Source organism: Symbiobacterium sp. (assembly GCF_040797425.1).
Taxonomy (GTDB): domain Bacteria; phylum Bacillota; class Sulfobacillia; order Symbiobacteriales; family Symbiobacteriaceae; genus Symbiobacterium.
On record NZ_JBFNEH010000002.1, the window covers coordinates 36,883 to 58,582 of the forward strand.

18 protein-coding genes are annotated in these 21,700 nt (G+C 70.4%); 16 read left to right on the forward strand and 2 right to left on the reverse strand.

The window, feature by feature from the left end; translation table 11 throughout:
- Positions 1-119: 119 nt before the first annotated feature.
- The 9 genes from AB2385_RS00905 to glpX all read left to right on the forward strand — a co-directional run bounded on the left by AB2385_RS00905 (position 120) and on the right by glpX (position 10,710).
- Entirely contained in the window at positions 120-650 is a 531-nt protein-coding gene (locus AB2385_RS00905; protein ID WP_367653022.1) for a hypothetical protein, read from the forward strand.
- Between the two features lie 20 nt (positions 651-670).
- Complete coding sequence (locus AB2385_RS00910) at positions 671-2,059, forward strand: S41 family peptidase (RefSeq protein WP_367653023.1); 1,389 nt, start codon at positions 671-673, stop codon at positions 2,057-2,059.
- 173 nt (positions 2,060-2,232) lie between these two features.
- Positions 2,233-3,507, forward strand: coding sequence for an S-layer homology domain-containing protein (locus AB2385_RS00915; protein WP_367653024.1), 1,275 nt, complete (start codon positions 2,233-2,235; stop codon positions 3,505-3,507).
- A gap of 4 nt (positions 3,508-3,511) precedes the next feature.
- Positions 3,512-6,865, forward strand: coding sequence for a S8 family serine peptidase (locus AB2385_RS00920; RefSeq protein WP_367653025.1), 3,354 nt, complete (start codon positions 3,512-3,514; stop codon positions 6,863-6,865).
- A gap of 2 nt (positions 6,866-6,867) precedes the next feature.
- Positions 6,868-7,305, forward strand: a complete 438-nt coding sequence (locus tag AB2385_RS00925; RefSeq protein WP_367653026.1) for a hotdog domain-containing protein — start codon at positions 6,868-6,870, stop codon at positions 7,303-7,305.
- A 5-nt stretch (positions 7,306-7,310) separates the two neighbouring features.
- On the forward strand, positions 7,311-8,132 hold the full coding sequence (locus AB2385_RS00930) for a 3-keto-5-aminohexanoate cleavage protein (RefSeq protein ID WP_367653027.1): 822 nt from the start codon (positions 7,311-7,313) through the stop codon (positions 8,130-8,132).
- Positions 8,133-8,188: 56 nt separating this feature from the next.
- Positions 8,189-8,830: a hypothetical protein gene (locus AB2385_RS00935; protein ID WP_367653028.1), complete on the forward strand. Its 642-nt coding sequence runs from the start codon at positions 8,189-8,191 to the stop codon at positions 8,828-8,830.
- 15 nt (positions 8,831-8,845) lie between these two features.
- On the forward strand, positions 8,846-9,496 hold the full coding sequence (fsa, locus tag AB2385_RS00940) for a fructose-6-phosphate aldolase (protein ID WP_367653029.1): 651 nt from the start codon (positions 8,846-8,848) through the stop codon (positions 9,494-9,496).
- A 233-nt stretch (positions 9,497-9,729) separates the two neighbouring features.
- Positions 9,730-10,710, forward strand: a complete 981-nt coding sequence (gene glpX, locus AB2385_RS00945) for a class II fructose-bisphosphatase (RefSeq protein ID WP_367653030.1) — start codon at positions 9,730-9,732, stop codon at positions 10,708-10,710.
- A gap of 540 nt (positions 10,711-11,250) precedes the next feature.
- On the opposite strand, the gene AB2385_RS00950 is transcribed toward glpX, so the two are convergent.
- Positions 11,251-13,809: a penicillin acylase family protein gene (locus AB2385_RS00950; RefSeq protein WP_367653031.1), complete on the reverse strand. Its 2,559-nt coding sequence runs from the start codon at positions 13,807-13,809 to the stop codon at positions 11,251-11,253.
- Between the two features lie 75 nt (positions 13,810-13,884).
- Positions 13,885-16,116 (reverse strand): penicillin acylase family protein, encoded by a 2,232-nt coding sequence (locus AB2385_RS00955; protein WP_367653032.1) that lies wholly within the window; start codon positions 16,114-16,116, stop codon positions 13,885-13,887.
- Between the two features lie 228 nt (positions 16,117-16,344).
- On the opposite strand from AB2385_RS00955, the gene rpmE reads away from it, so the two are divergent.
- The 7 genes from rpmE to rpiB all read left to right on the forward strand — a co-directional run bounded on the left by rpmE (position 16,345) and on the right by rpiB (position 21,700).
- The gene (gene rpmE / locus AB2385_RS00960; RefSeq protein ID WP_367653033.1) at positions 16,345-16,545 is read left to right on the forward strand and encodes a 50S ribosomal protein L31; all 201 of its coding nucleotides are present in this window, start codon (positions 16,345-16,347) and stop codon (positions 16,543-16,545) included.
- A 75-nt stretch (positions 16,546-16,620) separates the two neighbouring features.
- Positions 16,621-17,493 (forward strand): DUF1385 domain-containing protein, encoded by an 873-nt coding sequence (locus AB2385_RS00965; RefSeq protein WP_367653034.1) that lies wholly within the window; start codon positions 16,621-16,623, stop codon positions 17,491-17,493.
- 89 nt (positions 17,494-17,582) lie between these two features.
- On the forward strand, positions 17,583-18,653 hold the full coding sequence (prfA, locus tag AB2385_RS00970) for a peptide chain release factor 1 (protein WP_367653035.1): 1,071 nt from the start codon (positions 17,583-17,585) through the stop codon (positions 18,651-18,653).
- A gap of 6 nt (positions 18,654-18,659) precedes the next feature.
- Positions 18,660-19,556, forward strand: a complete 897-nt coding sequence (prmC, locus tag AB2385_RS00975) for a peptide chain release factor N(5)-glutamine methyltransferase (RefSeq protein WP_367653036.1) — start codon at positions 18,660-18,662, stop codon at positions 19,554-19,556.
- Positions 19,557-19,732: 176 nt separating this feature from the next.
- A complete protein-coding gene (locus AB2385_RS00980; RefSeq protein WP_367653037.1) occupies positions 19,733-20,797 on the forward strand; it encodes an L-threonylcarbamoyladenylate synthase in 1,065 nt (354 codons plus the stop codon).
- A complete protein-coding gene (locus tag AB2385_RS00985; RefSeq protein ID WP_367653038.1) occupies positions 20,794-21,282 on the forward strand; it encodes a low molecular weight protein arginine phosphatase in 489 nt (162 codons plus the stop codon). Before AB2385_RS00980 ends, AB2385_RS00985 begins: the two co-directional genes overlap by 4 nt.
- A complete protein-coding gene (rpiB, locus tag AB2385_RS00990; protein ID WP_367653039.1) occupies positions 21,260-21,700 on the forward strand; it encodes a ribose 5-phosphate isomerase B in 441 nt (146 codons plus the stop codon). The genes AB2385_RS00985 and rpiB overlap by 23 nt, the downstream gene beginning before the upstream one ends.

A 21,700-nucleotide genomic window follows, 5' to 3' on the forward strand; every position in this document is an offset into this window, starting at 1 on the left:
TGGTATGCTCAAGATATAGCATAACTCTAGATAGTTTACTTTTCATCCATTTCTAGAGATAATAGGCGTGTATTAGCTGATCGTCTGACCCGATCTCTCGAGAAAGGGGGATGCACCTCGTGCGCCGTTCCCTTCGCAAGATCGATTCTCAGGAGGTCCAGCAGTACGACCCGAACGAGCAGTTGTTCACGGTGGAGTCGTTGGAGGAGGCCCGCCGTCGGCTGACCGAGCAGGGGCTGGACCCGGCGCGGTACTGCTTCTACACCTGGATGCGCGGCGGGGTTCGGTACTACCGGGTGTGGGAAGACAAGCGGGTGAAGGCCGGCATCGTCCCGCCCTCTCCCTTCGGCCAGACGGCGGCGCGCCTCAAGCGGGCCGACGCCGAGAAGCTCTACACGGTGGCCAAGCGTTACAGCGGCGAGCGGGTGCACTTTGCCGTGGGCGACGGCCTGCTGCGGGTGCTCGACGCGGTCACCGGCGTCGAGAAGGTGGCGATCAGCCTGCCGGTGGTGGGAGGAGGACTCATCTTCCAGCAGGGTGAATGGAATGAGGAGCAGGCCGCCCACTTCGTGAACGCCATCCTCGTGCGCGGGCAGCGGCCCGACAAGGCGTACGAAGAGGCGGAGGCGCTGGCGGGCGTGCCCAACTGACATCGGGGAGGTCTGTTCTCATGCGGCGTGCCCTTGCGGTCTTGCTCCTCACCCTTTGCCTGACGCTCGCGCCGTGGGCCGGAACCGCCTACGGGGCGGCGGCGTCGGGCGTGACCCTCGGGCCGGACTGGCAGCTCTGGACGGTCTACGCCGTGGTGGAGCGTTACCACCTGAACGGCGCGGACCTGGAGACGTTCCTCGAGGGCGCCATCCGGGGCGGACTGGACGCACTCGGCGACCCCTACACCGAGTACTTCAACGCCGAGGATTACCAGGGGTTCCTGGAGAGCCTGGACGGCGACTTCGCCGGCATCGGGGTCTATCTGGAGAAGGACGGCGACTACGTCGTCATCGTCCGGCCCATCCGGGGCACCCCCGCCGCGGAGGCCGGGCTCCAGTCGGGCGACCGCATCCTGGCGGCGGACGGGGTGAACCTGGTGGGCGAGCCCATCGAGACGGTGCAGAGCCTGGTCCGGGGCGAGCCGGGCACCGCGGTGCAGCTCACCATCGAGCGCCCGGCCGAGGGCCGCCGGTTCAACGTCACCGTCACCCGCGCGTGGATCCACGTGCCCCAGGTGGAGTACCGCATGCTCGACGGGGGCGTGGGCTATCTGGAACTCATCGGCTTCGGTGACCGGGCCGAGCAGGAGTTCTACGCCGCCGTCTCCGCCCTGAAGGAGGCCGGCGCCACCAGCCTGGTGCTCGACCTGCGGGCCAACGGCGGCGGCTGGGTGGACACGGCGCTCGCCATCGCCGGCGCCTTCGTGCCTGAGGGCGAGCCGATCATGTATGAACTGGGCCGCGACAGCGAGCAGGTCTACCGGAGCGAAGGCCGGCTGATCGGGCTTCCCACCGCGGTGCTCGTGAGCGAGTACACGGCCTCGGCGGCGGAGATTCTCGCCGGGGCGATTCAGGACTACAAGGCCGGCGTGCTGGTGGGCACCAAGACCTTCGGCAAGGGCCTGGTGCAGGAGCTGATCCCGCTGCCCGACGGGGCCGCGGTGAAGGTGACGACGGCCGAGTACCTGACGGGCAAGCGGCAGCGGGTGCAGGGCGTGGGCCTCACGCCCGACCTGGAGGTGGAGGCGTACCAGCCCGACCCCGAGCTGTGGGAACCCCTCACGACCGACCGGGTGCTCACCAACGGCCACGTGGGGCTCGACGTGCTGGGGCTGCAGCGCCGTCTGACGTTCCTGGGTTACCACACCGACCTGGACGGCTACTTCCGGGCGCAGACGGCCTGGGCGGTGAGGGCCTTCGCCCGGGACAACGGGCTGACCGACGCGGCCATCGTGGACCAGGCCTACCTGGAGAAGCTGAACGCGCAGGTGGCTGCAAAGCTCCGGGCGGCCGACTGGCCCGACACCCAGCTGGAAGCCGCAGTTCAATACCTGACGCAGGCGCGCTGACGGCCTGCCGCGGCAGGCGGCGCGCCCTCCCGTACAGCGCAGCGGAAAGGGTATCGTCCGGCCCGTTGCGCTGAAACCTTTTTGGCCTGTAAACGCGTCCAACATGACAGGCGGCTCAGCACCTGCGCCCGCCGCAACCCGGGGCCGCAGGCGCCCCGCCCTGGTGAGGAAATATGCGGAAATTCATCGGTCTCATCGCCCTGGTCGCCTGTCTCCTGCTGCTGGTGCCCCGGGGCGCGCTGGCCTACCTGGCGGACGTGGCCGGCCACTGGTCCAACGCGCTGCTGACCGCGCTGGAGGTCCGGGGCGTGATCGCCGGTGACCGGGCCGGCAACTTCTACCCCGACGACCTGCTCACGCGGGCCGAACTGGCCCGCATCCTCGTGACGGGCCTCGGGTACTCCGAGGACGCTGCCCGGGTGCAGGACGCCCCCAGCCGCTTCGTGGACGTGTCCCGGGACCATCCCGACCGGGGCTACATCGAGCTGCTGTGGGAGCTGGGCCTGGCCCAGGGCTATCCCGACGGCCGTTTCGGACCCGAGGAGCCCGTCACCCGGGCGGAGATGGCGGTGGTGCTGGCGCGGGCGGCCGGCCTGGAGCAGCGGGCCACGGTGCTGCGCACGGCCCGCCTCGCGTACCGCGACGCCGCCCAGATCCCCGGGTGGGCCGTGGGGGCCGTGGCCGCGGCCGCGGAGGCCGGCCTGATGACCGGCGACGACATGGGCTGGTACCGCCCCGCCGACCCGGTGACCCGGGCGGAAGGTGCGGCGGCCTTTGCGCGCATCCTCGACCGGCAGGGCCTGCTCTTCGACCTGGAGGGCACGCTGGTCGCCTTCGACCCGCGCGAGGCCGAGGGCGTGGTGCGCACGCCCATGGGCGAGGAGCACCCGTTCAGCCTGGCGGTGGACGCCGCCGTGCTGCGGGGCGGCCAGCGCGCCTCGCCGCCGGCGCTTCGGGTGGGCGACCAGGTCTGGCTGATTCTGAACGACGCCGGCCAGGTCCGGTTCGTGGAGGCGTGGTACGCCGACATGCTGGCAGAGGGCCTCGAGGCGGCCGGCGACGGGAAGGTGCGGGCGATGCTGGCTGACGGCGAACGCAAGGTGCTCACGGTGCAGCCAGGCGCCCTCGCCTTCGTGAACGGCCGGCCGGCGACGCTTTCGGACGCCCTGGGGAAGGGGCCCACCTATCTGACCCTCGATGCCCGGACCGGTGCCGTCCGCTATGTCGACGCCGTGCGGACCTCCGTCTCCGGTACCGTCGCCCTGGTAGAGGACGACCGCATCTGGCTCGAGGAAGGGGAGGCGTTCACGCCGTACCCCCTGGCGGATGATGCCATCTTGGTGCTGGACGGGCAGCCGGTGGCTCCGTATGTGATCGAAGAAGGCGACCGGGTGGACCTGGCGCTGGATGCCGACGGTCACATCACCTATGCCGAGATCGTGAGGTGAGCCGATGCAGCGATCGGTGAGATGGGCGGCGCGGCTCGCCCTGGTGGTCCTGTTGGCCGGCCTGCTCGTTGACCTGCCCCCGTCGGGGCGTCCGGTGACCGGAGCCGGACCCGCCGAGGTGGCGCCGGCGGGGGAGCAGCCGGCTGAAACCGACCCGGCCGAGCCCGATGCAACCGGATCCGATGCGGCCCCCCCGCCGGCCGTCTCCGGTGCGGCGGATGCGCAGGCCGACGCCGGGCAGGCTATTCCGCCTGACGCGGCGGCCGTCGTGGAGGGGGCCGACGAGCCCGTGGCCACGCCGAAGCCCGCACTGCCGCCCCCTGACGACGCCGGCGCCACGGCGGATCCCGGCGGCCGGATGGCTGTCAACCTGGCCGCCGCCGGCATCCCGGCCTTCCGGGCATCCCGGGGGGTGGACGGCACCGGCGTGACGATCGCCGTGATCGACTCGGGGGTTGACCCCAGCCACCCCGACCTGCAGGTGACGCCTGACGGTCGGCGGAAGCTGGTGGACTGGAAAGACTTCACCGGCGAGGGGCGGGTGACCACGGATCGGGTGGTGCCGTGGGGTCAGCAGTACACGGCGCCGGACGGGCGCACGTTCACCCTGCCCGCGGCGCGCTCGGCCGGCGGCACGGCCCGCTTCGGCTACTGGGACGAGTCGAAGGTGCCGGGACTCATCAACCGCGACCTCGACCGCAACGGCTTCACCACCGACCGGTTCGGCGTGCTCCTGCTGGATCCGGAGACCCCGGGCCGGTTCACACAGGTTTATGTGGACACCGACAACGACGGCGACTTCCGGGATGAGCAGCCGCTGGCCGTGTTCCGGGAGGGCGGCGGCTGGGCCCGGCTGGGCCGGTACCGCAGCGGCGCCGCCGCCGAGCGGCAGCTGGCCTTTGTCGTAGCCGACATCGACCCCGCGGGCGGCTCGGTGCAGTTCGGCTTCGACAGCCTGGGGCATGGCACGCAAGTGGCCGGCGTGGCCGCCGCCCACGGCGAGGGCGGGCTGAACGGGGCCGCGCCGGGCGCGCAGTTGATGGCCCTGAAGGTGCTCAACTCCCAGGACAGCGGCAGCTGGTTCGCCGTGCGGGAGGCCATCGCCTACGCCGCCCGGCAGGGGGCACAGGTGATCAACGTGAGCCTGGGCGGCCTGGCCGTCTCCGCCACGTACGACTCCGAAGCCTCCGCCTGGCTCTCGCAGGTGGCCCGCCAGTACGGCGTGCTCATCCTGCTCGCGGCCGACAATTCGGGCCCGGGCCTCTCCAGCGGCGCCACGGTAGGCAGCGCCAATGAGTTGATGACCATCGGCGCCTACTACTCCCCCGAGATGTGGCAGCGCGACTACGGCTACACCGTGTCCGAGGAGACCGTCTGGTGGCGGTCGGGGATGGGACCGCGGTCCGATGGCGCCTACATCCCCAGCCTGGTGGCGCCCGGCGGCAGCCCCGCCCCTTCGCCCCGGTGGCTGCACCCCGAGGGTTACACCACCGCGGTGGGCACCTCCATCGCCGTGCCGCACGTGGCCGGGGCGGCGGCCCTGATGTTGGAGGCGGCGCGGCGTGACGGCCTGCCGCAGGACGGCGGCAGCCTGAAGCGGGCCCTGGAATCGGGTGCCCGGGCGCTGGCCGGCCTGGAGCCCTACGAGCAGGGCAGCGGCCTGCTGGACGTGGGCGCGGCCTACGCCGCGCTGGGGCGGCTGCAGCCCGTGCCGGCCCTGACGACCGCCATGGCCGGGGGCGGTGAGGGGCTGCTGGCCCGGTCGTACCAGCCGGGCAGCGACGCCTTCGTGCTGACCAATCCCACTAACCGCCCGGTGCAGGTGGAGATCGCCAGCACGGCCGACTGGGTGAGGCCGGCCCTGCGCGCCGCCGTGATCCCGGCCGGGCAGAGCCGGGTGGTGAGCCTGTCGCTCAACCCGCCGTCGGCGCCGGGGGTGCACAGTGCGTACGTGATCATCCGCGACCCGGATCAGGAAATCCCGATCATGCGGATCCCGGTCACCTTCGTCCGGCCCCAGGTAACCGCCGAGGGTCCGGCCGCCTACCAGTGGTCCGACCAGCTCTCTCCGGCCCGCTACCGGCGCTTCTTCGTGGAGGTGAAGCCGGGCACGACGAAGATGGCGGTCTCGGCCCGGGTGGGCACGGGCGCCGACGGTGCGCCGCTGGGTGCCGTGCAGGTGCAGGTCTTCCGCCCGGACGGCTACCTGGTGTATCGCTCGGAGGAGATCGGCTTCCAGGGCCAGGGCCTCTCGGCGCGGTTCGAGACGCCTGACCCGGTGGCGGGCGTCTGGGAAGTGGTGGTGGTGGCGCTGCCCCGGGCGGCGGCCGCCGGCGATGTGACGCCGTACCAGCTGCAGGCGGAGCTGGGCGCGGTGGTCTCCGCACTGCCCCTGCGGTACGCACTGCCCACCGGAGACGAGGTGGCCGGCAGCGCGACGGTGCGCAACCCGGGCCTCGCCTTCACAGGCCGTGCGGTGGCCCACGGGCTCACGGAGCAGGACCTGAGCCTGCCCTGGCAGGTAGTGCGGCAGGTGGGCCGCATCGACGAGTTCACCCTGGCCACCGGCGCCGCCCGGCTGCGCCTGGAGATTGCGAACCTCCTGCCCGCCAGCGCCCGGGTGCGGCTCTGGCTCTACCGGTACGAGCGGGGCCAGGGCTGGCAGCCGTACTGGCAGGCCAGCAGCGGCTCGGGCGGCGGGCAGCACATCGAGCTGCAGAACGTTCCGCCGGGCTACTACCAGGTGTTCGTGCTCTACGACGGTGCAATCCCCCACGACCTGCTCTACCAGTACCGCCGCCTGGTGGCGGTGGAGGCGTTCGGCATCGGCTCCCGCGACCAGGTCGCCCGGCACGAGCGGAGCAGCACGTGGAACGTCCCGCTCACCTTCTACACGCCGGTCACCCCGGGCCGCTACCACGGGTACGTGATCCTGGTGGACGAGTCGACTGGGGAATCCCTGGCCTGGCTGCCCCTGGAGGCGACGGTGGGCCTGGGCGAAATCAAGGTGACCACCCGTGTCCCCCGGCTGGTGCGGAACCAGACCGGAACGGTGGTGCTGGAGCTCAGGGACAAGGCCACCGGGGAGCCGGTGGACGGTGTGGTCACCGTGGACGGGCGCCGCTACCGGAGCCGTGGCGGGCAGGTGACGGTGACGGTGAAGCCCGTGCTGTCGGTGCATACCCTGCAGGTTGAGGCAGACCTGCCGGGCTACCAGTTCTACACCGCAACGCTGCGGCTGCCGGTGCAGGACGCATGGCTCAGCCACCCCACCGGCACCGAGCCGGAGACGGAGTACGAGGCATGGCGCAGCCGGGCCGGCTGGCTCCTGGACCAGCGCCTGAGGAGGGAGGACTGAGCATGGAAGCGACCCTGCGAGTGCGCATGTCGGCCAAAGACGCCCACTACGGCGGAAACCTGGTGGACGGGGCCCGCATCCTGGGCCTCTTCGGCGACGTGGCGACGGAACTGCTCATCCGCCACGACGGCGACGAGGGGCTCTTCGTCGCTTACGACTCGGTGGTCTTCAAGGCGCCGGTCTTCGCCGGCGACTTCCTGGAGGTACGGGGGCGCATCACCCGCGTGGGCAACACCTCCCGGGGCATGTCCTTCCAGGCCTACAAGGTGATCGCCGCCGATCCGACGCCCGAGCAGCCTTCCCGGGCGCGGGTGCTGCCCGAGCCGGTGCTGGTGGCCGAAGCCTCCGGCACCTGCGTGGTACCGAAGCCGTTCCAGCGCGGGGCCGCCTCCGGGGAGGGCGGCGTCGGTGCGCCGGGCGGGGACGGCGGAAGGGGGTAGCCGCGGTGGAGAAGCTGATCATCACCGTGGCGCTGAACGGCGCCGAGGTCACCCGGGCCAAGAATCCGAACATCCCGTACACGCCCGAGGAGCTGGCCGAAGACGCCGCCCGCTGCCGGGACGCAGGCGCCGCAATGGTGCACGTGCACGGGCGGCTGCCCGACGGCACCCCGACCCAGGACGCGGGCGTCTACCAGCGGATCCTGGAGGCCATCCGGGCCCGAACCGACGTGATCGTGCAGGTCTCCACCGGCGGCGCGGTGGGTATGGGCGCGGAGGAACGGCTGGCGCCCGTGCGGCTGCGGCCGGAGATGGCGAGCCTCACCACCGGCACCGTGAACTTCGGCGACTCCGTCTTCAGCAACCCGCCGGACCTGATCGAGCAGTTCGCCCGCACGATGCGCGATTACGGCGTGGTGCCCGAGATCGAATGCTTCGATGTGGGGCACATTGATAACGCCCTTGCGCTGGTGAAGCGGGAGATTCTCACGCTGCCGCTCCATTTCGACTTCGTGATGGGCGTCTCGGGCGGCATCGCCCCCACGGTCCGCAACCTGGTGCACATGAGCGAGTCGCTTCCGCCCGGCTGCACCTGGTCGGTGGCGGGCATCGGACGGGCCCAGCTGCCCCTGGCCACTGTGGCCATCGTGATGGGCGGCCACGTGCGGGTGGGGTTGGAGGACAACCTTTACTATACCCGCGGGGTCCCGGCCACCAACGCGATGCTGGTAGAGCGCATCGTGCGCCTTGCGCGCGAGCTGGGCCGGGAGGTGGCCACGCCGGAAGAGGCCAGAAGGATATTGCGGTTGCCCCAGCGAAGGTCATAAAGGTTAACGATGGGCACTTGTACGGGACCGGTAGTGGCACCGAAGGGGGTGTGGCGATGGTGCTCATCCCGACCAGCGTGACGGTGGCGCTGCGCTGCCCGCAGTGCGGGCAGCTGGAGCTGGTGGAACTCTCACGCTTCGCGCTGGGGCAGGACGGGTCACAGCGGCTCACGTGCACCTGCGGCCGCCACCTGCTCACGGTGGGGGTGCGGCGCCGTCAGGTGTGGATGCAGGTGCCCTGCTACCTGTGCGACGGCACCCACTTCCAGTACTTCACCCCCGCGGAGTTCTGGAACCCGGCCCTCAAGCAGATCCTCTGCGCCGAGACCGACCTGCAGTTGGGCGTTCTGGGCGGCGAGGCGGCGGTGGTGGAGTACGTCCGCCCCGACATGAGCGACCTGGAGCGCATCCTGGACGATGCGGCCTTCGACGAGTTTTTCGACGAGCCGGCCATCATGTACCAGGTGCTGAACCAGGTGCAGGAGCTGAACGCCGAGGGCCATCTCCACTGCCGGTGCGGCAGCCGGGACATCCGGGTGAACGTGTTTCCGGACCGCCTGGAGCTCATCTGCGCGGACTGCGGGCGCGAGCGGTCGGTGCCGGCCACGTCGGAGCGTGACCTGGACCTGCTGCTCTGCGCGACCCACCTGGAGGTCGGCGGCGAGTCGCCGTCCAGGCGCAGCGGGCGCAAGAAGTGAGAGAGGAGCGTCGCCATGAAGCTGTTCATCGACACCGCCAACGTGGCTGAAATCCGTGAGGTGGCCTCCTGGGGCGTGCTGAGCGGCGTGACCACGAACCCGTCCCTGGTCGCCAAGGAAGGGCGCGACTTCATGCAGGTGTTGCGCGAGATCCTGGAGATCGTGGACGGCCCCATCAGCGCCGAGGTAGTGAGCCTCACGGCCGACGAGATGGTCGAGGAGGCAAAGCAGTACTACGAGCTGCACAAGAACATCGTGATCAAGCTGCCGGTGACGGCCGAGGGGCTCAAGGCCTGCAGCCGGCTGAGCGCCAAGGGCGTGCGCTGCAACATGACCCTGGTCTTCAGCCCGAACCAGGCTCTGCTCTGCGCCCGGGCCGGCGCCGCCTTCGTCTCGCCCTTCGTGGGGCGCCTCGACGACATCTCCACCGACGGCATCCAGCTGATCCGGGACATCGCCGAGATCTTCGATGTGCACGCCATCGAGACGGAGATCATCGCCGCCTCGATCCGCACGCCGGGGCAGGTGGTGGAGTGCGCCAAGGCGGGCGCCCACATCGCCACCATTCCGCCGAAGGTCTTCCATCAGATGCTGAAGCACCCGCTTACCGACATCGGCATCGAGCGCTTCCTGAAGGACTGGGAGGCCGCCCGGGGCAAGGTGTAACCCTGCACTTGATGAGAGGCACACAGACCCCGCCGCCCGTAAGAGGAGCGGCGGGGTCCTGCGCGCTTGCGGCTCCTGCGGTGCAGGGGGTTTCCTGCCCTCCCCTGCCACCTTTCTACCAATAGATTCGGTCAATTCCGTCACGTGGCAGAATCTATAACGAGCCCGTCCCCCTCCCTAGTAGAATGGGAAGTGGAGTTCGCTGCTGCTCACGAAAGGGGAGGGAAGCGCAGTTGGAGAGGGAACTCGCAATGGATCTGGTCCGGGTAACGGAAGCGGCGGCCCTGTCCTGTGCGCGGTGGATGGGGCGCGGCGACAAGAAACTGGCGGACCAGATGGCGGTGGACGCCATGCGGGCCGGCTTCGACACGGTGAACATCGACGGCGTGGTGGTGATCGGGGAGGGCGAGATGGACGAGGCGCCCATGCTCTACATCGGCGAGCAGGTGGGCGCCGGCGGCATCGCCGCCGACGTGGCAGTGGACCCCGTTGAAGGGACGAACCTGGTGGCCAAGGGGCTGAACGGGGCGATCGCGGTGGTCGCACTGGCGCCCCGTGGGCACCTCCTGCACGCACCGGATATGTATATGGAGAAGATCGCGGTCGGCCCCAGCGCCCGGGGGTGCATTGACATCACCGCGTCCATCACCGCCAACCTGCGGTGGGTGGCCCGGGCCAAGGGGAAGGACGTGAGCGACCTGACGGTGGTGATCCTGGACCGGGACCGGCACCGGGCGATGATCCAGGAGTGCCGGGAGGCCGGCGCCCGCATCAAGCTGATCTCCGACGGCGACGTGGCCCCGGCGGTGGCGGCGGCGATTGAGGAGACCGGCGTGGACATGCTGCTGGGCATCGGCGGCGCGCCGGAAGGCGTGCTGGCCGCGGCGGCCCTCAAGTGTCTGGGCGGCGACATGCAGGCCCGGCTGAAGCCAATGAACGAGGAGGAGTACGCCCGCTGTAAGGCGATGGGCCTGAGCGACCCGAACCAGGTGCTGCTGCTGGACGACCTGGTGAAGGGCGACGACGTCTTCTTCGCCGCCACGGGCATCACCGATGGCGAGCTTCTGAGGGGCGTGCGCTACTCTGGCCAGAACCGGGCCCAGACGCACTCCATTGCCCTGCGGGGCAAGACCGGCACCCTGCGCTTTATTGAGGCCTATCACCAGCTGGACCGCAAGCCCGACTGGTACCGGCCCCGGCTGGCGGCCCGCTGAAGCATGATTCCCCCGCTCCTGGCATAGACCTGTCCCTGACGGGATGGGGGTGGACGGAACTTGGCACTGCGGTGGGCTTCACAGAAGCCGGAACCGGACGGGCGACGAGCGGGCGCATGGCTGCTGGCGCTCGTTCTGGTGCTGGGCGCCGGTTACCTGGGCTGGCTGCAGGCGGTACAGGGCAAGCCGGCCCCCCATGGCGGGCAGCGGGATGGGCGCCCGCCGGCCGAGGACCCGTACCCGCCGGCCCGGGGCGGTCTGCTCGCCGGTGGGGTGGCGCAGCTATCCACCGAAGTTTCCACAGCGATGTTCGACTTACCCACAATATCCACAGCCCGCTGTTGATAAATTTTCGTACAACATGGCATGAGTTACCGTAGGCAAAAGGACTATGCACTTCATGGTTAAGGCCATCTCATTTCTCGGACGCGGTCCGGAACCGCCGGCGGCATACCCGTCGTGGCGAATCATGTCGAAAAACGACGAGACCCCCGGGGACGGTCCCCCGGGGTTCTCGCCCGCCAGACCCGGACCGGCCGGTCAGTTGGCCGGCAGCAGCCGCAGCGCGCGGCCTGAGGTGTAGCTGGTGAAGTTGCGGCGCACCAGTTCCCCCCGCTGGTGGAGGGCCGACTGGTCGTCGTAGTGCGGGCTGAGGAAGTGGCCCGCCTGGCCGGGGGTCACGACGGAGCGGCTGTTGCCGGCGGGGTCCGCCAGGTCCACCACCTGTCGCCAGGGGGCGAAGGTGCGCACCATGCCGTCGGCCCCGAAGGACATGTTGCCCACCGTCACGCCGCTGCCGCCCACAGGGTAGCGGGAGGGGTTGAAGAGCCAGCCCAGCGGCGTCGCCGCCGCCCCCACCGGGTGGGGCGGCTGCAACCGGTGGTACTTGCCCCACGCCCAGCGGGAGGGGTCCTTCCCCTGCAGGGCGACGGCGCGGTCGACGGCTGCCAGGAAGGAGTCCACGGCCAGGCGGTCGAGCCCGCCCGCGGCCTCGACCCAGTCGTTCGGGCGGCCGGCGGCGGCGTCCAGCAGCGCCATGTCGGTCACGTTGCCCTTGTCGGCCATGCGGCGGTAGAGCGCCTCACCCATCAGCGGCTCGTAGAGCCGGCGCGTCAGCTCGTCCCACCAGAAGTGCCAGACGAGCGGGGCACCCTGGTCGGCGCTGTCCACCCGGTCCCACGCCTTCAGAAGCTCCAGGGCCGACCGGGCCGGCTCGGCGAGTTCCGCCCGCTCCACGGGCGGCAGCAGCACCGGCAGCAGGGTGCGGGCGTGCAGGTTGGCGTAGTCTGCCTGCATGGCCTGCATGTCGTCCGCGGTGAGGTCGCCCTTCTTCTGCTCGATCATCTCCACGATGCGTATGGCCCGGTAGGGCTGGGACCAGGAATGGGTCAGGAAGTAGGGATAGGCGTCATCAATGACCTTGTTGTTGGCGGTGACGATGTATCCCTCCGGTGGGTTCACGGCCTCGGGCATCTCCTCGAAGGGGATGAAGCCGACCCATTCGTACTCGTCGGTCCAGCCCGGCACGGGCAGCAGGCCGTCGCCCTGGCGCCGGATGGGCACCAGCCCGCCGGCGCGGTAGGCAATGGTGCCGTCCACGTCGGCGTAGACGAAGTTCTGAGTGGGCACGTGGAACGATCGCAGGGCCTCCCGGAACTCCTCCCAGTCCCGCGCTTTCGGGAAGAGCAGCACGGCCTCCAGTTCAGGCGTGGGCATGTGGGCGGTCCACTTCAGGGCCAGGGCCTCCGCCGGACGGTTGTCGGGGTCGCCCACCACCTCCGAGATGATGGGTCCGTGCCGGGTGACCACCACCTCGAACGGGACGGGGTCCTGCCCCTTCACCAGGATCAGTTCCCGGTGGACCGTTGCGTCCTCCCACCGGCCCATGTACTCGAACTGGTAGGGGTTGTCGGGGTTGCGCCGCTCGATGTAGAGGTCCTGCACGTCCGGATTGGTGTTGGTCACGCCCCAGGCGATGCGGTCGTTCTGCCCAATGACGATGCCGGGCGCGCCGGGGAACATCACGCCGTAGGCGTTGATTTGCCCTTCGATCACCAGGTGCTGCTCGTACCAGATGGACGGAGTGCGCGCGCCCAGGTGCGGGTCGTTGGCCAGCAGGGGTTTGCCGGTGCGGGTGAGGTCGCCGGCCACCACCCAGTTGTTGGAGCCCCGCCCCTCGTCGGGGACGGGCAGCAGGGCCAGCAGTTCGGAGAGGTCAAGGGTGGAGCCAGGCCGGGCGGCACCGAGCCGCGCACCACCGTCCACAGCGGCGCCGGCCAGGGAGCCGCCGGTCGTGGCGGCACCGTCTCGGTCAATGCCCGTTGCAGGCGCGGCGGCGGTCGGTGCGCCGGGGCCTACCGGGTCCGTGAACCCCTCCGGACGGTAGCGGATCATGGTGATACCGTCTTCGGGATAGACGGGCATGAGCTGGTTCGCCAGGTCCTCGCCCACCTGGTTGCGCAGCTGTAGCCGGTAGACTTCCGCCGCGAAGTTGCCGCCCAGGTCGTAGGCCATGAGCTTGCCGATGAGAGCCGAGTCGACGGGCGTCCACGGCTCGGGCTTGTACCCGAGCAGGGTGAACTCCACGGGCAGGCGGTTCTGGGCGGTGGCCTCGGCGATGAACGCGTTCACGCCAGCGGCGTATGCCTCGAGCAGTTCCATGGCCCAAGGGCTGTGGGATTGCACCGAAACCTCGGCGGCCCGCCGCAGGTTCAGGGCCCGGAAGAGCTTGTCCGACTCCAGCTGGCTCGGGCCGATCACCTCGGCCAGGCGGCCGGCCGCGGCCCGCCGGGTCAGATCCATCTGGAAGAGCCGGTCCTGGGCTACCACGTAGCCCTGGGCCATGTAAAGGTCGTGTTCGTTTTGGGCCACGATGTGGGGCACGCCCCACTCGTCCCGGTACACCGTGACCGGCGCGCGCAGCCCGGGCAGCTGGAGCTCGCCGCGGGTAACGGGCAGGCTCCGCCTGGCGAAGGCGTAGCCGCCCGCCAGGGCGACCAGCAGCACCGCCACCAGGGCCAGCGCCGTGTAGCCCAACCATCGGGCCAGTCTGCGCGCCGCTGTGCGCGGCCGGCGCGCTCTCTGTGGTGTGACAGCCATAATTCAACCCCCACACAGCGAATGGTGGGGGTTGTATTCGACGCGATTTTCCCATCTACCTGTAAACTCTGATGGTTACGATGGGGACGAAGGAGGCACCAGGCGTAACTCGACGCCGCCGCTCCCCGTCGCGATCGGCGCCAGTTCACCCCGCAGCCACGGCGCCACGTGGTCTGCGCCCGCCGGGTCCAGGGGGTGGCTGCCCGCACCGGGAGCCAGGATGGCGGCGGAGTCGCCCGGGGGGCCGAGGTCGTCGAGGCGCCGGTAGGTGGTGGCGGTGTGGACCCCGTTCACCCCGGCCGGGTCCGGGCCGCTGCGGTTCACGGTTGCGGGGCCGCCGCCCAGCGGATAAGGGCCCTGGTCGACCAGGGGAGCCAGCGCCGGCAGCGCCTGGCTGAGGCTGTGGCGGAAGCGTACCCGGTGCTCGCGGCCCCAGGCCCACGCCTCGGGCCGGTGCCCCTGCCGGGCCGCCAGATAGGCCACCGCCCGCCGGAAGGCCCGCAGGGCCACGCGCGGCAGCCCCAGGTCGCCCTCCAGCGTGAGCCACGGGTTCTCCTCACCCGACAGGGTCCGAAGGAGCAGCCGGTCTGCCGCCTCCAGGCCGCCCCGCGCCGCGACGAACCGGTTGAACAGGGTGAGGCCCATGCGGGGACGGAAGGCGTCTTCCACCAGGTTGAAGTACCACTGCTCCCACAGGCAGGCCGCCCCCGACCCGGCCGGCTCGTCCTGCTGCCAGTCCGAGAGCAGGAGAAGTGCCTGCTTTTCCAGCTTGGAGAGGCTCTCGTTGTGCGGGCCCTGGCGCAGGCCCTCCTGCATGGCCTGAAGCAAGGGCTGCAGCAGCAGCCGGGCCTGCAGGCTCACCTCGTCCGCGGCGAGCGGCGCCATCCGCTCCAGGTTCCAGTCGGCCCGGGCCTCCAGGACCTCCCGGATGCGGCGGGCGGCGTACCGGGAAGGGCATGCCACGGCGACGCCGCCGGGCGGGTTCACCTCTTCCTGCAGGACGGGGCCGGTCTCCAGCCGGGCGACGGTGCCGTCGGTCCCGGCGTAAACGGCGGCGAGCCCCGGGGCGGTCCACCCGGACAGGGCGGCCCGGAAGTCGGCGTACCCGTGCGCCTGGCAGAGGCTCACCAGGACGGCCGCCTCCGCCGCGGGCCGGAGCACGGGGCAGCGCAGCACGAGCCGGCCGGCCGGACCTTCGGCCAGGACGGGGCCCGTCTCGGTCTCCGCCACGGTGTGGGCGACCGGCTCCGCCCGGCCCCGCACCCGGATGGGCGCATCAAACTGCTGCGGCGCCGGCCCGTCCGGGGGTTCGGTGACCAGGTCTGCCCCCTCGGTGCCCGACGGGGCGAGGCCCCAGGCGAACTGGGATGAGCGGCCCGCCATGAGCCCCGGCAGGCCGGCGAGGGCCACGCCCTCCAGGCGGGCCCCGCCCGGGCCGGAGAGCACGACCGGGTGGAGCGGCGAGGGGGCCACAGGCGCCGTCTCCAGGATGCAGCCGGAAAGGGGGAAGCCCGCTGCCGCGCGGTCAGGGCCGACCGCCCAGGCGGCGCCGCCGGCGACGGTCTGAGGCGAGCAGGCGGCTACGTCGCACAGGTCGGCCAGTGTCGGAAACGGCGCGAGGTCCGGTCCAGCGTCGCCCCAGAGCGCTGCAGCCGCCTCGGGCCCGGCCACCTGGGCAACCTGGGCCCGCACGAGTGCGCCGGAGAGCGGCGAGGTGAACTCGAGTGTCAGCAGCTTGCCCACGGCCAGCGAGTCTTCCGCCCGCCAGGGCTCGGGCCGCAGCCGCGCCACGGCGAACTCCGGGGGCAGGCGGCCCTCCGCGATGAAGGCATTCACGCCGGCGGCGTAGGCTTCCAGGCAGGCGCGGACATCGGGCGGGCAGGCGGCGAGGGCCTGCCCGGCCAGCCGCTGGAGGCCCAAGGTGCGCATGAGGCGGTCGCGGGCCAAGGACGGCTCGCCGTGGACCTCGGCGAGGCGGCCGGCAGCCGTGCGCCGCGCCATCTCCATCTGCCAGAGCCGGTCCCTGGCGGCGATGTACCCCTGGGCCAGGAAGAGGTCGTGCCAGTTCTGGGCGGTGATGTGAGGCGTGCCGTGCCGATCGCGTCGGATCACCACCGGTGCGCGCAGGCCGGCAACGGTCACCGCCCCCTGCTGCCGCGGGCGGTGGCGCTGCAGGAAAAGCAGGGCCGTGGCGGCGGCCGCCCCCACTACCAACGCGAGGACGGCCGGGGCCGCAGTGCGGGTCGCCAGCGCCAGGGTCACGAGCGCAACCAGGAGGGCGCCGGCGTAAGCAAACAGACGGAGCAAGGGTTCACCCCCGCAAGCATCAGATCGCAAAAGGCTGCACAAGGGGTTTGATGATCAGGGGGCATTCTCCTGCTGGGGTCGTTGCAACCCTCAAATCGCGCGTGTTATAATACGTCGGTACGACTCCGTCTTCGTAGACCGGCGCCCTGAAAGCAGCTGCAACTGCTCCACCGGGTGCACCGGTAACGGCGTCGGGTTCGAAGCCATAGTAAAGGAGTTTGGGAGAGCATGAAGCCAGGAATCCATCCGAAGACCGAAAAGGCGACCATCACCTGCGGCTGCGGCGCCACGTATGAACTGCTCTCCACCAAGAAGAACATCCGGGTGGAGATCTGCGCCAACTGCCATCCGTTCTACACCGGCACGCGGCAGCAGCGCGTGGAGGCTGGCTCCCGTATCGACCGGTTCAGGAAGAAGTACGGCCGGTAGTCCGCAGATGGGGAGAAGCAAAGCAGAGCCAGCGCGCTCTGCTTTCTTCGTCAGATTGAGAGGGGGGAGCCCGCAGTGAGCGTCCAGCGTGGGGTGTACGGCGGACAGGCCGTGATCGAGGGGGTCATGATGCGCGGGCCGAAGTGGATGGCGATCGCCGTCCGTCGTCCCGACGGGGATATCGCCATCCACCGGGAGGAAGTCCAGTCCCTGACGCAGCGCTACCCGTTGCTGCGGCTGCCGCTCCTGCGGGGCGTGGTGGCCATGTGGGAGGCCCTCTCCCTCGGCATCAGCGCGCTGATGTTCTCGGCCAACCAGGCCATGCCCGACGACGAGCAGCTGAGCAAGGGCGAGATGACCCTGACGACCGCCGTGGGCATCGTGGTGGCCATCGCCCTGTTCGTCGTCGCACCCACGCTGCTCACCACCTACGTGAAGGCGCTCTCTGCCAGTGCGCTGCTCACCCACGTGGTCGAGGGGGGCATCCGGCTCGCGCTGTTCATCGGCTACCTGGTGGGGATCTCGCTCATGAAGGAGATCCAGCGGGTGTTCCAGTACCACGGGGCCGAGCACAAGGTGATCAACGCCTATGAGGCGGGCGAGGAGCTGACCGTGGAGAACGTGAGGCGCTACTCCCGGGAGCACAAGCGCTGCGGCACCAGCTTCCTGCTTTACGTTGTGGTTATTTCCATCCTGATCTTCTCTATCGTCAGCGTGGAGAACGTGTGGCTGCGTATCGTCGCGCGTATCGGCATGCTGCCGCTGGTGGCCGGCGTGGCCTACGAGTGGATCCGCCTGGCGGGGCGCTCCGACAGCCCCCTGGTGAACGCCCTGAGCCGGCCCGGCATGTGGCTGCAGGGGCTCACCACGCGCGAGCCCGACGACAGCCAGCTGGAGGTGGCCATCGCTTCCTTCGAGACCGCCCGGGGCCACGGCCTGCCGGGTTAGCGTCGCGCTTCACGGGGCACGGGGACGCCCGCGCCCCTTTTCCATGCCCTGAATTCGCACACGCGAGGTGAAACCCGATGGATGCCCGCATGAGAGAGAAGCTGGAGGGCGTCGTTGATCGTTATGAAGACCTCACCTACAAGCTGGGCGACCCGGCGGTGATCGGCAACCCGTCGGAGTACCAGCAGGTGGCGCGCGAGCACAACCGGCTCGGCCCGGTGGTGGAGAAGTTCCGGGAGTACGAAAAGACCGAGCGGGACATCCAGGACGTGCTCGACCTGCTCGACGGCCACCTGGAGTCTGAGGAGCGCGCCCTCTTCAACCAGGAGCTGAAAGAGTTGAAGGAGCGGCTGGAGAAGCTGCAGGAGGAGTTGCGCGTCCTGCTCTTGCCCCGCGACCCCAACGACGACAAGAACGTGATCATGGAGATCCGCGCCGGGGCCGGCGGCGACGAGGCCTCGCTGTTTGCGGCGGAGCTCTTCCGCATGTACACCCGCCTCGCCGAGCGCCACAAGTGGAAGACCGAGGTCATCTCCATCAGTGAGAATGAGGCCGGGGGGATCAAGGAGGTGCTCTTCCAGATCAACGCTGAGGGCGCCTACTCCCGCCTGAAGTACGAGGGCGGGGTCCACCGGGTGCAGCGGGTGCCGGTCACCGAGTCGCAGGGGCGCATCCACACCTCCACCGTCACGGTGGCCGTGATGCCGGAGGCGGAGGAAATCGACGTCGAGATCAAGCCGGAGGACCTGAAGATCGAGGTGCAGCGGGCGGGCGGCGCCGGCGGCCAGCACGTGAACAAAACCGAGTCGGCCGTGCGCATGACCCACCTGCCCACGGGCATCGTGGTCTACTGCGCCGATGAGCGGTCGCAGATGCAGAACCGGGAGAAGGCCCTGCGGGTGCTGCGGACCCGGGTCTACGACTACTACCGCCAGCAGGCCAAGAGCGCCGAGGAAGAGAAGCGCCGGGCGCAGGTGGGAACGGGCGAGCGCGCGGAGAAGATTCGCACGTACAACTTCCCGCAGGACCGCGTGACCGACCACCGCATCGGCCTTACGGTGCACAACATCGCCGCGATCATGGACGGAGAACTGGACGAGATCATCGACGCGCTGGCCCAGCACGAGCAGGCGTCCCGGCTGCAGGGCGAGGAGGCCTGACCAGCCGTGGCGAAGCGGCGTTCCGTCGGCGAGGCGCTGGCCGGGGCCCGGCAGCGCCTCCGGGCGGCCGACGTTGACGGCGCCGACCGGGAGGCCGCCTGGCTCCTGGCGCACGTGCTCGGCTGCTCCGCGGGGGCGCTGCTGGCCCGGCGGGACGAGCCGCTGCCGCAGGAGGCGGACGAAGCCTACGCGGCGCTGGTGGCGCGCCGGGAGCGGCGGGAACCCCTGCAGTACATCCTCGGCACCGAGGAGTTCATGGGGCTCACGTTCCGGGTGACCCCGGCGGTGCTCATCCCCCGCCTGGACACCGCCGTGCTGGTGGAGCAGGCGGTGGCCCGCCTGGCGGGGCGGGGGCCGGTGCGGGTGGCGGACGTGGGCACGGGCAGCGGGGCGATCGCCGTCGCCGTGGCCCACCGGCTGCCCGCGGCCCGGGTGGTGGCCGTGGACGTGAGCCCTTCCGCACTGGCCGTGGCCGCCGAGAACGCCCGCCTGAACGGCGTGGCCGACCGGGTGGAGCTGCGGCAGGGCGACCTGCTGGAGCCGCTCAGGGCAGATGCGCCGGCTGCGGCCGGGATTGGTGCCGACGACGTCTGGTTCGATGCGATCCTGTCCAACCCGCCCTACATCAGTGAGCCGGAACTGGAGGGGCTGATGCCCGAGGTGCGGGACTGGGAGCCGCGCCTTGCCCTCGCAGCCGGACCAGACGGCCTGATCTTCTACCGCCGGCTTGCGGCGGAGGCGCCGGCCTTTCTGCGTCCGGGCGGCTTCCTGGGCGTCGAGGTGGGGGCGGGTCAGGCCGGAGCCGTGGCCGGGCTGTTCCGGGCGGCGGGGTTCGTCGGCATCACCGTCCATGCGGATACCGCCGGCGTTGATCGCGCCGTCTTCGGGAGCGTTGCACCGTAGTGTGCGGCGCTCTTTCGTTGTGCGCGCCTCACCTGCCACACTTTCCCACGAGGGGCGGAAGGGTCGACATCGCATGCTAACTTCGCGACCACGCGCATAGGAAAGCGGGCAGGAAATGGCGCGTTTGACCCCGAAGTCTAACGAGATTCAAGGCTACCGACTGGGGAGGGTGGAACGTGGAGCGGAAGGTAGCGGGTACGCGAGTGCTGCAGGTGGATTCGGCCGAACCGGACCCGGCGGCTATCAGCGAGGCCGCTGCGCTCCTGCGCGCGGGCGACGTGGTCGCCTTCCCCACGGAGACCGTCTATGGGCTGGGCGCCAGCGCGCTGGACGGCCAGGCGGTGCGGCGGATCTACGCCGCCAAGGGCCGGCCTTCGGACAACCCGCTGATTGTACATGTGGCCGACCGGGCGCAGCTTGCAGACGTGGTGGCCTCGGTGCCGCCCGCGGCCGAGCGGCTGATGGACCTTTACTGGCCCGGCCCGCTGACGCTGGTGATGCCCAAGGGTCCCAAGGTGGCCCCTGAAGTCACCTGCGGCCTGGACACGGTGGGTGTGCGCATGCCTGACCATCCGGTGGCGCAGGCTCTCATCCGGGCGGCGGGTGTTCCGATCGCCGCACCCAGCGCCAACCGCTCGGGCCGGCCGAGCCCCACCACGGCCGAGCACGTGGTGGAGGATCTGGCCGACCGCATCCCGCTGGTGCTCGACGCCGGCGAGACCGGCGTGGGCGTGGAGTCCACCGTGCTGGACGTGACCGTCGACCCGCCGGTGCTCCTGCGGCCGGGCGGCGTGACCCTGGAGGAGCTCGAGGCGGCGATCGGCCACGTGGAGGTCGCCCCCGCAGTGCTGGGTGCTGACCCGGGCGAGCGCCCGCGCTCGCCGGGCATGAAGTACAAGCATTACGCCCCGCGGGCCCCCCTGATTCTGGTGGACGGCCCCGTGATCCAGATGCAGAACAAGATCCGCGACCTCGCCATGGAGTATCTGGAGGAGGGGAAGCGGGTCGGCATCCTCTGCAGCGCCGAGAGCCGGGGCGTGTACGTGGCGCCGGTGATCCTGGAGTATGGCTCGCGGGCAGACCTGAGCGGTGTGGCCAGCGACCTGTTTGCCGCCCTGCGCGCGTTCGACCGGCACGGGGTGGATGTGATTCTGGCCGAGGGCGTGCCGGAGACCGGCATGGGCCTGGCCATCATGAACCGGCTGCGCCGTGCGGCCGGGGGGCGGGTGATCCGGGTATGAGGGTGCAGCGGGTGCTGCTGGTCTGTTCCGGCAACACCTGCCGCAGCCCGATGGCGGCGGCCCTCCTCGCCGAGTTCTGGCGCAAGGCAGACCCCGGCTGGGCGCTCACCGTCGAATCGGCGGGCACCGGGGCCTTCCCGGGGTTGCCCGCCAGCCCCCATGCGGTGACCGTGATGCAGGAGCGGGGCATCGACCTCAGCGGCCACCGGTCCCGCCCGGTGCAGAGCCTCGACGGGTATGACCTGGTGCTCACGATGACTCGCGGCCACCGCGATGCGCTGCGGAACCGCTTCCCGGACGCGGCCGGCCGGATCTTCAGCCTGGGCGAGTACGCCGGGACGGGGGAGGACGTGCCCGACCCGTTCGGCGGCTCGCTGGAGGCCTATCAGAAGACCGCCGCGGCGCTGGAGCGGCTGCTGCCGGCGGTGGTGGATCGAATTCGCGCGGAAGGGAGTACGCAGCATGAAAGTAGCAGTGGGATCTGATCATGGCGGTCTCGACCTGAAAGAGACCGTCATTTCCGTGCTCAGGTCTCTGGGTCACGAGGTGGACGACCTGGGGACTTACGACAGGAACTCGTGCGACTACCCCGATTACGCGCAGAAGGTGGCGGAGGGCGTGGCCGCCGGGCGCTACGACCGCGGCGTCCTGATCTGCGGCACGGGCCTGGGCATGTCCATCGCCGCCAACAAGGTCCCCGGAATTCGGGCGGCCGTCTGCAACGAGATCTACATGGCCCGGATGGCCCGCGCCCACAACGACGCCAACGTGCTTTGCCTGGGGGCGCGGGTGGTGGGCCCCGGCGTGGCCGAGGAAATCGTGCGGACCTTTTTCACCGTCGAACATGAGGGCGGCCGTCACGCCCGGCGGGTGGAGAAGATCCGCCTCCTGGAGCGCCGGTAG